Consider the following 13,556-nt stretch of genomic DNA (forward strand, 5'->3'; position numbering starts at 1 on the left):
CCTCAGGCCAGAAACGTCTGCGCGAGTCTCACCCAGTAGGCGGCGCCGGTGGCGAGGCAATCGTCGTTGAAGTCGTAGCCCGGGTTGTGGACCATGCAGCCGCCCTCTCCGTCACCATTGCCGATGATCAGATAGCTGCCGGGGCAACGCTCGAGCAGGAACGCGAAATCTTCGCTGCCGGTCAGCGGTTGCATGTCGGCAATCAGACCGTCTTCGCCGAGCCAGTCGAGCGCAACTTGCCGGGCGAGACCGGTCATGGCCGCATCGTTGACGAGAACCGGATAGCGACGCTGATAGTCCACGTCCGCCCGCGCGCCGAACACGGCCGCCTGGCCGCACGCCACCGCCGTGATGCGTTCCTGCAGATAATCGCGAACCTCGGGTTTCAATGCGCGCACCGAGAGACGCATCTCGGCGGTCTCAGGAATCACGTTCGGCGCTTCGCCCGCGTGAATCGCGCCGACGGTGATGATCGCCATGTCGAGCGGGGCGATATTGCGCGACACGATGGACTGCAACGCCAGCACGATTTGCGCGCACACCACCACCGGATCGACCGCCTTGTGCGGCACCGCGCCATGGCCGCCGCGGCCGGTTACCTTGATGATCACCGTATCCGACGAGGCCATGAACGAGCCCGGCAGAAAGCCGAACTTGCCCGTCGGGTAACCCGGCATGTTGTGCATGGCGAAGACCGCATCGCACGGAAACTTCTCGAACAGGCCGTCGTCGAGCATTTTTTTCGCGCCGGCCAGGCCCTCTTCGGCGGGCTGGAAAATCAGATTCAACGTACCGTCGAAGCACTTTTCCTGCGCCAGATGTTTGGCGGCGGCGAGCAGCATGGCCGTGTGGCCGTCGTGTCCGCATGCGTGCATCTTGCCGGGCAGCTTGCTCGCGTACGGCAGGCCGGTGGTTTCATGAATCGGCAACGCGTCCATGTCGGCGCGCAACCCGAGCTTGCGCGTGCCGTCCCCGACTTTCAATTGGCCGACAACGCCCGTCTGACCGAGCCCGCGATGCACCGTATAGCCCCACTCCTGCAAGCGTTCGGCGACCAGATCGCCGGTGGCGAACTCTTCGTAAGCCAGCTCGGGGTGCGCGTGGATGCGGCGGCGCAGCGCGATCATTTCGTCTTCGAGTTCGGCGATGCCCGCCGGAATGGCCATGGTGTTCACGTCGTGTCTCCGTCATTGAAAGCGTGAACCCAGCATAACGACGCCGATTTTCCAGCGGCAGGCGTAGAATCGTTGCGGCAGCAACTCGTGGTTGCCACCCCACCGCCCGCCTCGTCAGATGAAACTGCATCAACTCAGCACCTTAGCGGCCATTGCCGATACTGGAAGTATCCGGGCCGCGGCCCGCTCGCTCGACCTGTCGCCTGCTGCCGTGACCAAGGCGATGCGCGAACTGGAAGCCGATCTGCAAGCGCCGCTGGTGGTGCGCAGCGCGAGCGGCGTCGCGTTTACCGAATTCGGTCGCGCGCTGGTCGTGCATGCGCGCCTGGTGTTGGGGCAACTGCAGCGGGCGCAAGCCGAGATCGAGGCATTACGCGGCGCGGCGGCCGGCAAGTTGTCGATCGGCGTCACGCCATGGGTCGCGTTGACGTTTTTGCCGCCCACGGTGCAGCGCTTCCGGCAGCGCATGCCGGAAGTGCAACTCGAGTTTTTCGAAGGCTTGCTCGCGGTCGTACAGCCGCGTTTGCGCGACGGCAGCCTCGATTTTTCGATCGGCCGGCCGCCACCCGCGTCGCCGCAATCGGAGTTTCACAACGTGCCGCTCTTCTCCACGCATTCGGCCGTGGTCGCGCGGCGCGATCATCCGAAGGCCGGCTGCCGCACGCTGCTCGAACTGGAAGACGCTGAGTGGATATTGAATTGGGACCCGGCGAGCCGCGAGTCGATCTCGGACAATGTGTTCCGCAAGCGCGGCATGCAGGTGCCGCACACCATTCTTCTCGCGCATTCTCTAGCGGTCGTGCTGGGTCTGCTCGCGCATACGGACATGCTCAGCATTTTTCCGTGGCCGCTCGTGGAAGTGACGCTCGCGAAGGAGCAGTTGTGGGCGCTGCCATTGCGTGAGACGGTGGACGAAACCATCGTCAGCATCACATCACGCCGCGGCGCGCCGACGAGTCCGGCGGCCGCGTGCTTTCTCGAATGCCTGCGTGAAGTGATCGACGAAGGAGCGCGCTCGCAAAATCCCGAGCAACGCCGGCTGTTTCATTCGATCGAGTTGCTGCTTTAGTTTTTAGTATTTCCCGGCGCTGTGCGGATTCAATCCGCGTAACCGACCACACCCTTGATCTCCAGAAAGTCCTCCAGACCGAACTCGCCGTACTCGCGCCCATTACCTGACTGCTTGAAGCCGCCGAACGGCGCCTCGGGGTTGTAGTCCGCGTAATTCAGATAGATCGTGCCCGTGCGCAGGCGCTTGGCCACCGCACGCGCGTGTTCGATCGAGCCGGACTGAATGTAGCCGGCGAGACCATAGAGGCTGTCGTTGGCCATCGCAATCGCTTCGTCCTCGGAGTCGTACGCGAGGATCGACAGCACCGGCCCGAAGATTTCCTCGCGCGCGATCGTCATATCAGGCGTGACCTTGCCGAATACCGTCGGCCGCACGAAGTAGCCGTCCTTCAGCCCTTCGGGGCGGCCCGGGCCGCCGGCCACCAGCGTGGCGCCCTCTTCCATACCCACGCCGATCAGCCGCTGGATCTTGTCGAACTGCTGTTCGCTGATCACGGGGCCGAGGTCCGTGCCCTTCGCGTCCGCGGGACCGACCGTCAACGTCTCGCAGGCTTCTTTGGCATATGCCAGCGCTTCGGCTTCGCGTGCACGCGGCACGAACATGCGCGTGGGCGCATCGCACGATTGGCCGCTATTGTCGAAACAGGCACGTGCGCCGCGCATCACGGCCTCTTTCAGATCGGCATCTTCGAGAATCAGATTGGCGGATTTGCCACCCAATTCCTGATGCACACGCTTGACCGTATCCGCCGCGGCCTTCGCGACCTGCACGCCCGCGCGCGTTGAACCAGTGAACGACATCATGTCGATGTCCGGATGTGACGACATCGCTTCGCCCACGGTGCGGCCCTCGCCGTTCACGAGGTTGAATACGCCGGCCGGCACGCCCGCTTCGTCGAGGATCTCGGCGAAGATGATGGCAGACAACGGCGCCAGTTCCGAAGGCTTGAGCACCATGGTGCAGCCGGCCGCGAGCGCGGGCGCGACCTTGGTGGTGATCTGCAAGGCCGGCCAGTTCCACGGCGTGATCAGCCCGCACACGCCGACCGCTTCCTTGCTGATCAGAATGCCGCTCTTCACATACTCGAACTCGAAAGTGTCGAGCGTGCGGATCATCGTTTCCAGATGCGCGACGCCAGTCCATGCCTGCGCGTCGTTCGCGTACTGCAGCGGTGCGCCCATCTCGCGGCTGATCGCATGCACCATGTCGTCATAGCGCTTGCGATAGACGTCGAGAATCGCTTGCAGCAAGTCGATGCGCTGCGCGATCGTCGTTTCGCTGTAGACGGGAAACGCGCGCTTCGCGGCGGCGACGGCGCGATCGACATCCGCCGCGCTGCCGAGCGAAATCTGCGCGAATGCGGCGGCGGTGGACGGATCGATCACGTCGAGTGTGGCGGCGTGGGTCTGGTCGACCGGGTCGACCCATTGACCGTCGATATAAAACTGCTTGGCGTGTTGCATGGGGCTTGTCCTCTACATGAAAGTTTCAGGTCAGACGCGGTGCAAATCGCACCCGCGGCGGCATCGCCTGCTTTACATCGACGCCGCTCAATCTGAATGTCTTCAAATCGAAATTCATCGCTACGCAGCTTTGGCTCAGACTCCGGCTTCGAATCCATTTTTCGCATCGACTCAACGATAGCGACCTCGATCCAATCAACCAGGAGAGACACATGAGCAACATCACTTTCACCCGCATCGACGCTAAAGGCCCTGGCGCTTCCGGCCTGAACCCGGCCCTGCACGATCCGGCCGACGTCATTCTCGACGGCGCCAAGGCACCGCACGCTCTCAATGCTTACTCCGACGCCACCAACATGCTGTCCGCGGGCGTGTGGCAATGCGATGCGGGCACGCTGAAGCTGGCCGACCTGCCGATCCACGAAGTGTGCGTGCTGATCGAAGGCGAAGTCGTGATCACCAGCGACGACGGCCGCAGCGAACGCTATGCCGCCGGCGACGCCTTCATCCTGCACAAAGGCTTCTCGGGCACGTGGCATATGCCGGTGGCGACCAAGAAGTACAGCATCGTGTACTGCGGTTAAGTCTTACTGCATTGCATCGTTGCTTCAACGGAAACCGCACTGGTCAAGGTGCGGTTTTTTTATTCCAGTCACAACATAAAAAAACGCGTCCGCCACGACTGCGCGGACGCCTTCTGGTTACATCGGAAAACCCAGCGCCTTGATCGAATTGATCCACAGACGCCGCCAGCCGCCGCGATCGTCGGCGCCGTCGAATGCGTTGAAGGTGATCTTCGCGGCGATCCAGCGCACCGGTTCCGGCGGAATATACGACGGCCCCTTGCGCGAAATATCGAGCGACGTGATCACCGTCTTACGGTGCCACAGCATGTCGAGGCCCATCTTCGCGCCGAAGCGGCTGCCCGCCACGCCGAAGCCCGTATAACCCGCGACGAACACGCTCTTGCCGCCGTGATAGCGGCGCGCGAACACGGCGCCGCGCGAGCAATAGTCGATCGGGCCGCCCCATGCATGCGTGAAGCGCACGTCGTCGAGTTGCGGGAAGGTGCGATAGAACGCCTCGGCCAGCTTGTAATAGGTGCTTTCGTCGCGATCTTCCGCGGGATTCGGGTTGCCGCCGAAGTGATAGCTCACACGGCCGCCGAAGATGATGCGATTGTCTTTCGTGAGCCGGAAATAATTGAGCTGCGTACGCGTGTCGTAAATGCCCTGGCGATTCTTCCAGCCGATGCGCGCCATCTGCTCTTCGCTCAACGGCGCCGTGGCGATGATGTGATCGCGCACCTGCATCACCCGGCGCTTGATGTCCGTCACGCCGACGTCCGCCGTACCGGTGCCGAGCAGCACGCGCGGCGTTTCGATGCGGCCCGCCTGCGTGTGCACGATCATCTTCGCGCCGCAATCTTCGAGACGCGTGATCGGCGAATGTTCATGCAGACGCACGCCGAGTTTCAGCGCGGCGGCCTTCAAACCCCACGCGAGCTTCGCCGGATGAATCGTGCCGCTGCGATTACGCGACCACATCGCACCCGCGAAGAGCGGTGAATCGAGTTGCTCGCGTGCGCCTTGACTGTCGAGCAGCACCACGTCGTGCCCGTGTGAGACATGCAGTTCGTAATCGCCCTTCAGATGATCGAGGTGACCCGGATCGACCGCGACGGTCATCTCGCCGTTCCATTCGACATCCGCCTCGATGCCGTAGCGCGTCAACGATTCCTTGAAGCCGTCCAGATTCTCCTGGCCCAGTTTTTCGAGCACGTCGAGGTCTTGCGGAAAGACGCGCGTCGCATTCGGCAAACCGTGCATCACCGAAGTCGAGATGATGCCGCCTGGACGGCCCGAAGCGCCGTAAGCCACCTTGCCCGCCTCGACCAGCACGACGTCGAGCGACGGGTCGGCTTCTTTCGCTTGAATGGCGGCCCACAGACCGGTGAAGCCACCGCCCACCACGACCAGATCCGCAGTGGTCGGACCGATCAATTCCCGTTCGACAGCCGGCGCGCGCGGATTGTCCAGCCAGAACGGAAACAGTTTTACCCCTTCAAACGCGCGCTTTACTGACTCGCTCATCCTGTTTGCCTACTCAATTTAAATACCATTGCTTGTACTGCACGAAGCCGCGCACATTAGCGTGCGCTTCAACCTGCGTCCTGCGTGTCCAGCTCTGCCTCGCGCTCGCGTTCCGCACCCACGGCGTGTTGCGGTTTCGTCCGCTGCTGCGCGGCTGCTTTAAGCTTAGTCGCCGGCACCACGGGATGCACGGTCACATTGTGTTGCGAACCACCGCGCAGCCAACGTCGGCCTTGCGGTCCATACACGCCGTCCGGTTCCGGAAAGCACTGCAACAAAGCGATATACAGCGCGGCCGCCAGTGTCAGCGAAACCGGCATGCTGATGTCGAGACCACCGGCGAGCTGACCGAGCGGACCGACGAACTGATCCGGCAGATTCACGAAGCACAGGCTAATCGCCGCGCTCGGAATCCACGCGCCCATCGCGCGCCAGTTCCAGCCGTGCGTGAACCAGTAGTGACCGCCACGGCCGCCGCGATTGAACACCTGCAAATCGTCGGACAGATAGAAACCACGCCGCGTGACGAAGCCGATGATCATGATCACCATCCACGGGCAACTGCAGACGTTGATCAGCACCGAGAACGTCGACACGCTTTCGACCAGATTGAATGCGAAGCGGCCGAGAAAAATGAAGCCGATGGCGAGGCTGCCGATCAGCAACGTGGCGCGCACGCGGTTCAGGACCTTCGGAAACATGCTCGACATGTCGAGACCGGTGCCATACAGCGCGGTCGTACCCGTGGACATGCCGCCGATGATCGCGATCAGACACACCGGCAGGAAGAACCAGTTCGGCGAGATCGCCAGCAGACCGCCCACATAGTTATTCGACGCGATGAAATCCGGCGCCTTGCTGGCGATGATCGTCGCCGTGGCGAGGCCGAAGAAGAACGGCACGAACGTGGCCAGTTGCGCTAGCATTACCGCGAGGATCGTGCGCTTTCTCGGCGTGTTCTCCGGAATATAGCGGGCCCAATCGCCGAGCGTGCAGGCGAACGATACGGGATTGCTCATTGCGACCAGCACGGCGCTCACGAAGGCCGGCCAGAAACCCACCGAGCCGAGCGCGACCTTGCCGGCGTACGCACCATCGAACGACTTGGTGAACGCGAACAGACCGACGACGAAGAGAATGCTCGCCGCCCACACAGCAATCTTGTTGACCCACAGCATGAAGCGGAAACCGTACACGCAGACGGTGAGCACCAGCACCGCGAACAGACCGTACGCGAAGCTCAGCGTCATCCAGTTGACCGGCAAACCGAACAGATGATTCGCGCCGCCCACGAGCGCATCGCCCGAACTCCACACCGCCAGCGAGAAAAACGCGACCGCGGTCAGCACGGCCAGAAACGAGCCGACAATCCGTCCGTGAATGCCGAAATGCGCGCCCGACGAGACCGGGTCGCTGGTGCCGTTGCGCGGACCGAACAGGCTCATCGGCGCAAGAATGCACGAGCCGATCAGCACGCCGAGCACGATCGAATAAACGCCCGCCTTGAACGACAAACCGAGCAGCACCGGAAAACTACCGAGCACCGAGGTCGAAAAGGTATTGCAACCGCCGAACAGCAAGCGGAACAGATCGATCGGCCGCGCATAGCGCGAGCGATCCGGAATGCGTTCGAAACCGAATGTTTCGACTTGAGTGATGCTGTTGCTGCTCATTGTCTCCGACTCCTGTAACGGCCAGGTCAATCACAATGGCTCGCCACGGGGATGCGGCGTCCACTTTTCTCAGATGTCTGGACGCCACTGTAAAGACAATCGGCGCGGGCAAAAATATCGCCCGCCCAACCTTTACTTCGATTTCCAGCGATGTAACCCGCAAGCCCCGCCCGCTAAGGCTCGACAGGGCCACTGAAAGGCCGTGCAGGGACTTTCCGCAGGGCCCGCTCGACGCAAACGTCGAAGCGAATAGCGAGAATCCCCACGCATTAAGCAGCGTCCGCGCCGCCCGCCTGACGCGTCTGGCGGCGTTTTTTCGCGGCGGCGACAGCCGGCAGTGGCACCGGCACCGCGCCCGACATGCCGTGTTCGATCAGAAAATCGCGGAACAGCCCGGCCACGTGCGGCAGACGTTTATCCGACATGTGCATCACATACCAGTCGCGTTCGATCGGGTTGGCGGGCATCGGCAACAGCGCGAGCAAACCCGCCTGAAACTCCAGCGAGCAAGCATGCAGCGACAGAAAGGCGATACCCAATCCCGCCTCGACCAACTGCTTGATCGCCTCGTTGCTCGACAACTCCGAGCCGATGTGAAGCTTGAGGCCCGCGAGCCGAAACAGATTCTCGACGGTCGAACGCGTGCCCGAGCCGCGTTCCCGCACGAACAGATTCGCGCTTTGCAGATCGTCGAGCGACAAACGCTTTTTCTTCATCAGCGCGTGCGCGGGCGAGGCGACGAACGCCATCGGATGTTTGGCGAACGCGGTCGCCGCCGTGCGCAACTCGCGCGGCGCGCTGCCCATCACCGCCAGATCGATCTCATGCGTCGCCAGCATGCGGATGATGTCGGCGCGATTGCCGACCTTGAACTGCACCTTCACTTGCGGACGCGATTCGGTGAAACGCACCAGAAACGGCGGGATCAGATACTCGGCCGTGGTGATCGCGCCGATGCGCAGCGTGCCGCCCTGCTCGCCGTGCAACGCGGCCAGATCGTCCGACGCGCCGTTCCACAGGTCGAGGATTTCGAGCGCATAGCGGGCGAGGATCTCGCCGGCCGCAGTCAACTGCACGCCACGCCCCACGCGCTGCAAGAGCGGCGCGCCCGCGGCCTCTTCGAGCAGCCGCACCTGCAGCGACACAGCCGGCTGTGTGAGCCGCAATTCCTCGGCCGCGCGCGACACGCTGCCGAGCTTCGCAATCGTATGCAAGGCCTTCAACTGACGAAACGTCGCGGCTTTTAACATAAGTGAAAACCTATATGTTCCGTATAAACATTAAATTGTGCTGCGGTTTTCGCCGATTCTATACTGGCCTGACAGATGAGCCGGGGAATGTTTGGAATCGCACTCCGCGCGGCGCCAGCACCGGCCCGGCACCAATAACGTCAGGAGGATAGAGATCATGGCCGCAATCGATCAGCAGGCAAGCGCAACAACGCAACGGGCGCACCGCACGCAATCCACGCAACGCCCGGACGATACGGCGGCGCATCGGGTCGTGATCGTCGGCGGTGGCGTGGGTGGACTCGGGCTCGCTACGCGTCTGTCCGAATCGCTCGGGCGTGGCGGTCGCGCGCAGATCGTGCTGGTCGACCGCTGGCCCACGCACTTCTGGAAGCCCCTGCTGCACGAAGCCGCTTCAGGTCAACTCGATCCCGCGACCCATCAACTGCAATATGCGGTGCAGGCGCAACGTCACGGCTTCGAATTCGAACAGGGCGAACTCACTGCGCTCGATCGTGCGGAGCGGCATATCACCCTGAGCGCGCTGTATGACGCCGACGGCCGCGAAATCCTGCCGGCACGTCAACTCGCTTTCGACACGTTGGTGCTGGCCATGGGCAGCGTCACGCAGTATTTCGGTGTGCCCGGCGCGGCGGAGCATGCATTGCCGCTCGAATCGGTCGCGCATGCGGAAGCATTCCGCCGCAAGCTGCTCGATGCCTGCCTGCGCGCGAACCATGCGCGTCGGGCGCAGACAGCGCAAGCGGAGACGCCGGTGTCGATCAACATCATCGGTGCGGGCGCGACCGGCGTCGAACTTGCCGCGGCGTTGCGCGACACGGTGCGGTTGCTGAATCGCTATACACCGTTTTCGCTCGATCCGGTGCGCGACTTCCGCGTCCGCTTGATCGAAAGCAGCGGACGTGTGCTGCCCGCTCTGTCCGAAACGATTTCAGCGCGCGCGGAGCGGATGCTCGGGAGCCTCGGTGTCGAGGTGTTGAGTGCCACACGCGTCACCGAAGTACGTGCCGATGCCGTGCTGACCGACGGCGGCGCTCCGCTCGCCAGCGACATCGCGATCTGGACGGCGGGCATCTCGGGACCGCCGGTATTGCGCAAGCTGGACGGCATCGCGGTGAATCGCAACGCGCAGATCCAGGTGAATCGCACGTTGCAGTGCACGAACGACGCGAACATCTTCGGCCTTGGCGACTGCGCGGCCTGCCCCGCCGACGACGCCGGCGCGTTCCTCGCGCCGCGCGCGCAGGTCGCGCATCAACAGGCGCTGTTTCTTGCGCGTGCGTTGAAGTGCCGGATGGCGGGCGAAGCACTGCCCGAGTTCGTGTATCGCGACGCCGGCACGCTGGTCGGCTTCGGGCGTGAAGGCACTATTGGCAGCCTCAGCAGCAGCTTGCTGACGCAGCCGGTGTTTGTCGATGGCTGGCTCGCCACCGCAGTCTACAAGCTCATCTATCGACGGCACGTCATGACGTTGACCGGCTTCGCTCGCATGGCACTCGATACGGCGAGCCACTGGTTGCGCAGACGCGTGCATCCGGTGATCCGTCTGCACTAAAGAAAACTTTGCTGCTCACGCGCCGGCAGATGCGATCGGTTCGGCAAGTGAGCGGCTTGCTACCTACTTCAACCTAGCGCATCTGAAACGCGTCCGCCACGGAACGCTCGCCATCCGGCAACGGACACGGCTGCGGATACTGGCTGTCCGACACATCCATGCAGCCCGACGCGCGCGCGACGGCCAGTTCACGCTTCACTTCCTCGCGGGTCTTTCCTTGCGGCGCCTGCCGCGCCTTCTGCACCGCCCCCTCTTCCCCGCCCTGCATCTGCTGCGGTTTTTTCTGTACCTGCTCCTGAGCCTCGTAAGCCACAAGCGGCCCCGTGGCTGAGTCACGCTGCGGGACACCGTCGTTCGCCACCGACACGCTCATCCAGGCAAAGGCCAGTACGACTCCCGCAAACCACTTCGCATTCCGCACGATCTATTCTCCGTTTCCGTTTGATTGATCCCACATACTAGATCGGAGTGGCTCCTTGAACATGAGCGCGCCATGACGATCCTGTCATGCGTGCGATGCACCGCAATAAAACATGCACGCAAGATATATGACGAAATTGTCATGTTGCGTTCATGTTCGCATCGATCAGGTATCCGTACGATGGGACCGTTCTTTAATCAAATTGAACCGTATGCGGCACTTTCAACGAATGCGAAGCCTGACGACGCGCATCACGCATTTCAGCGCAAGCGTTCCGGCACGCTGGGAACGGCTCAGCATCGACCATCCGGTCTCATTGGGGGCCGCGCTGCTCGTCATCGCGCTCAGTTCGCTGGCGTTCTGGTGGAATCAACCTGACGGGCTGTTCGACGGCGGCGCACCATCCTGCACTTCCGCATATGGAAAGCCAAGCGGCCAGGACGAGCCATTGTTCACGCGAGGCCTGCTCTCGCTCGAGGTGTTTTCCGCGATGACTCGCACCATGCCGCGGACTTCCAGTTCGCTGCCTGCAACCGATCACGGACTCGATGCACCCAATACCTCCACGTCATGCGCGCCCAATGCACGCATCGGCCGCTGACCCGCGGCACTGAGAGAAAATCATGCGTATCCTGATCGTCGAGGACGAAATCAAAACCGGCACGTATCTTCGGAAAGGCTTGACCGAAGCGGGCTTTATCGTCGATTGGGTGGAAGACGGCGTGACCGGCCAGCACCGCGCGTTGACGGAGGACTACGATCTGATCGTGCTCGACGTCATGCTGCCCGGCCAGGACGGCTGGACGGTGCTGAAAAACCTGCGCCGCACCCATTCGACTTCGGTCCTGCTGCTCACCGCGCGCGACGAGGTGGACGACAAGGTGCGCGGCCTCAACATGGGTGGCGACGACTATCTCGTCAAGCCGTTCGACTTTGCCGAACTGCTCGCCCGTGTGCGATCGATTCTGCGGCGTGGGCAAACGCGCGACGCCGCTTCCGTGCAAGTAGCGAATCTGGTGCTCGACCTGACGCGCCGCAAGGCCACGCGTCACGGCGACATGATCCTGCTCACGGCCAAGGAATTCGCGTTGCTATGGCTGCTGATGCGTCGTCAGGGTGAAATTCTGCCGCGTTCGACGATCGCCTCCCAGGTGTGGGACATGAACTTCGACAGCGACACGAACGTCGTCGACGCCGCGATCCGCCGCCTGCGCGCGAAGGTCGACGACAACTACGAACCCAAGCTGATCCACACCGTGCGCGGCATGGGCTACGTATTGGAAGAGCGCGGCCCATCGCAGTCATGATCCGACGTCTACTCGCGGCGCTGCGCCTGCCCGCGAAAACGCGGCGCTTCAAGCCCCCGGCGCTGCTCGTGCCGCGCACCTTGCGTGCGAGGCTATCCATACTCTTCGCCCTTGCGACTTCGCTGCTCCTCATCTTCAATGGCGTATTGCTGTATCACGGCCTGAAAACGCGTATCGAAGCGGCGTCGGCGCGCGAGATGACCACCACCCTCGCCGCGCTGCAATTGCGCCTGCACACCATGCCCAGCATCCAGGCGGTCAACGCCGATCGTGGGACCTGGCAGAACCAGTTATACGGACATCAGAACCTCGACATCGCGTTGTTCGACGCGCGTAGCGCACCGCTCATTCGCACCAACGGCTACTGGCCGAATGCGGAGACCATGACCGTGCGCGCCGGACTAGCACCCGTGCGCGTGTCGATCGAAAAACTGCCGCTGCGCTTTTTGGTGGCAATGGCGCCGCTCGGCGATCCCTCCGGTACCCAAGTGCGCGTGGTCGTGCAATACGACGCGAGTGGCGAACGCGCGTTACTGCGCGCCTACGCACTCAACGTGCTGTTCGTCATCGTGACGGGGACGCTGGTGAATGCGCTGCTTGCGTGGTCGACCGCCCGTTTCGGACTGCGGCCGCTGGCCCGCTTGACGGCGCGCGCCGAGCAGATCTCCAGCAGTCATCTTGCGCAACCATTGCCCGAGCACGACATGCCTGGCGAACTGAAGGAACTGAGCCGCGCCTTCAACCGGATGCTGGCGCGCCTGCATGAGTCATTCACGCGTCTCACGCAATTTTCGTCCGACCTTGCGCACGACATGCGCACGCCGCTCACCAATCTGCTGGCGGAAGCGCAAGTGGCACTCTCGCAACCGCGTTCCGCCGATGAATACCGCGGCGTGATCGAATCGAGCGTGGACGAATTCCAGCGCCTCGCGCGTCTGATCGACAGCATGCTGTTTCTCGCGCGCGCGGACAGCATTCGCCACCGATTGACGCTGCAGTGTGTCGACGCGCGCAGCGAAGCGCTGCGCATTGCCGGCTACTACGAAATCATGGCGGCGGATGCCGGCGTCGAGATCGTCGTATTGGGCAATGCGCGTTTCGAAGGCGATGTGCTGATGGTGCAGCGGGCGCTCAGCAACCTGATTTCGAACGCGTTGACCCACGCGCCGCGCGGCAGCACCGTCGACGTGCAGTGCGCGGAACGCCGGCGCTTCGCGCACATCTCGGTGTCGGACACCGGCACCGGTATCGCGCGACCGCATCTGGAGCGCATCTTCGACCGTTTCTACCGGGTCGATCCATCGCGGCACAACTCGGCGAGCGGCACGGGCCTCGGACTTGCCATCGTCAAGTCGATCATGGACGAACATCACGGCGAATGCAGCGTGGAAAGCGTGCCGCACGTGCGCACCACGTTCAGCCTGCGCTTTCCGAAGCATCCGCCGATCAGTTGAGCCAAGCACACGCCCGCACGATGACAAAACTATCATGCGGCGATCACCACGGTCTCATCGTCTGCTATGCACAATGTCCCTGCCTGATCAACT

General features: G+C 62.7%; 12 protein-coding genes. 6 read left to right on the forward strand and 6 right to left on the reverse strand.

The genetic code is table 11. The features are described from left to right. Positions 1–2: 2 nt before the first annotated feature. On the reverse strand, positions 3–1,175 hold the full coding sequence (locus PQR42_RS09765; protein ID WP_408386055.1) for a M20 aminoacylase family protein: 1,173 nt from the start codon (positions 1,173–1,175) through the stop codon (positions 3–5). Positions 1,176–1,293: 118 nt separating this feature from the next. On the opposite strand from PQR42_RS09765, the gene PQR42_RS09770 reads away from it, so the two are divergent. Further along, on the forward strand, positions 1,294–2,244 hold the full coding sequence (locus tag PQR42_RS09770; RefSeq protein WP_408207894.1) for a LysR substrate-binding domain-containing protein: 951 nt from the start codon (positions 1,294–1,296) through the stop codon (positions 2,242–2,244). 29 nt (positions 2,245–2,273) lie between these two features. Here PQR42_RS09770 and PQR42_RS09775 read toward each other — a convergent pair whose 3' ends face one another. Further along, on the reverse strand, positions 2,274–3,710 hold the full coding sequence (locus tag PQR42_RS09775) for an aldehyde dehydrogenase family protein (RefSeq protein WP_408386053.1): 1,437 nt from the start codon (positions 3,708–3,710) through the stop codon (positions 2,274–2,276). Between the two features lie 212 nt (positions 3,711–3,922). On the opposite strand from PQR42_RS09775, the gene PQR42_RS09780 reads away from it, so the two are divergent. Beyond that, positions 3,923–4,294 (forward strand): cupin domain-containing protein, encoded by a 372-nt coding sequence (locus PQR42_RS09780; protein ID WP_012432544.1) that lies wholly within the window; start codon positions 3,923–3,925, stop codon positions 4,292–4,294. 117 nt (positions 4,295–4,411) lie between these two features. Here the strand turns inward: PQR42_RS09780 and PQR42_RS09785 are convergent, their stop codons facing one another. The 3 genes from PQR42_RS09785 to PQR42_RS09795 all read right to left on the reverse strand — a co-directional run bounded on the left by PQR42_RS09785 (position 4,412) and on the right by PQR42_RS09795 (position 8,726). After that, positions 4,412–5,803 carry an NAD(P)/FAD-dependent oxidoreductase gene (locus PQR42_RS09785; RefSeq protein ID WP_408386051.1) on the reverse strand — a complete coding sequence of 464 codons (1,392 nt, stop codon included), beginning with the start codon at positions 5,801–5,803 and terminating at the stop codon, positions 4,412–4,414. Between the two features lie 68 nt (positions 5,804–5,871). Then, positions 5,872–7,476 carry a purine-cytosine permease family protein gene (locus tag PQR42_RS09790; RefSeq protein WP_408386049.1) on the reverse strand — a complete coding sequence of 535 codons (1,605 nt, stop codon included), beginning with the start codon at positions 7,474–7,476 and terminating at the stop codon, positions 5,872–5,874. 269 nt (positions 7,477–7,745) lie between these two features. Continuing rightward, positions 7,746–8,726 carry a LysR family transcriptional regulator gene (locus PQR42_RS09795; protein ID WP_408386047.1) on the reverse strand — a complete coding sequence of 327 codons (981 nt, stop codon included), beginning with the start codon at positions 8,724–8,726 and terminating at the stop codon, positions 7,746–7,748. Positions 8,727–8,883: 157 nt separating this feature from the next. Here PQR42_RS09795 and PQR42_RS09800 point away from each other — a divergent pair, with 157 nt between their 5' ends. Beyond that, positions 8,884–10,281, forward strand: a complete 1,398-nt coding sequence (locus PQR42_RS09800; RefSeq protein WP_408386045.1) for an NAD(P)/FAD-dependent oxidoreductase — start codon at positions 8,884–8,886, stop codon at positions 10,279–10,281. A 73-nt stretch (positions 10,282–10,354) separates the two neighbouring features. On the opposite strand, the gene PQR42_RS09805 is transcribed toward PQR42_RS09800, so the two are convergent. Further along, positions 10,355–10,702 carry a DUF4148 domain-containing protein gene (locus tag PQR42_RS09805; protein WP_408386043.1) on the reverse strand — a complete coding sequence of 116 codons (348 nt, stop codon included), beginning with the start codon at positions 10,700–10,702 and terminating at the stop codon, positions 10,355–10,357. Positions 10,703–10,931: 229 nt separating this feature from the next. On the opposite strand from PQR42_RS09805, the gene PQR42_RS09810 reads away from it, so the two are divergent. The 3 genes from PQR42_RS09810 to PQR42_RS09820 are packed head-to-tail and all read left to right on the forward strand — an operon-like array spanning position 10,932 to position 13,463. Continuing rightward, positions 10,932–11,303, forward strand: coding sequence for a hypothetical protein (locus PQR42_RS09810; protein WP_408386041.1), 372 nt, complete (start codon positions 10,932–10,934; stop codon positions 11,301–11,303). Positions 11,304–11,325: 22 nt separating this feature from the next. After that, positions 11,326–12,009, forward strand: a complete 684-nt coding sequence (irlR, locus tag PQR42_RS09815) for a heavy metal response regulator transcription factor IrlR (protein ID WP_408386036.1) — start codon at positions 11,326–11,328, stop codon at positions 12,007–12,009. After that, the gene (locus tag PQR42_RS09820; protein ID WP_408386035.1) at positions 12,006–13,463 is read left to right on the forward strand and encodes a heavy metal sensor histidine kinase; all 1,458 of its coding nucleotides are present in this window, start codon (positions 12,006–12,008) and stop codon (positions 13,461–13,463) included. The genes irlR and PQR42_RS09820 overlap by 4 nt, the downstream gene beginning before the upstream one ends. Positions 13,464–13,556 lie beyond the last annotated feature (93 nt).

The organism is Paraburkholderia sediminicola, from assembly GCF_046027355.1.
GTDB lineage: Bacteria > Pseudomonadota > Gammaproteobacteria > Burkholderiales > Burkholderiaceae > Paraburkholderia > Paraburkholderia sediminicola_B.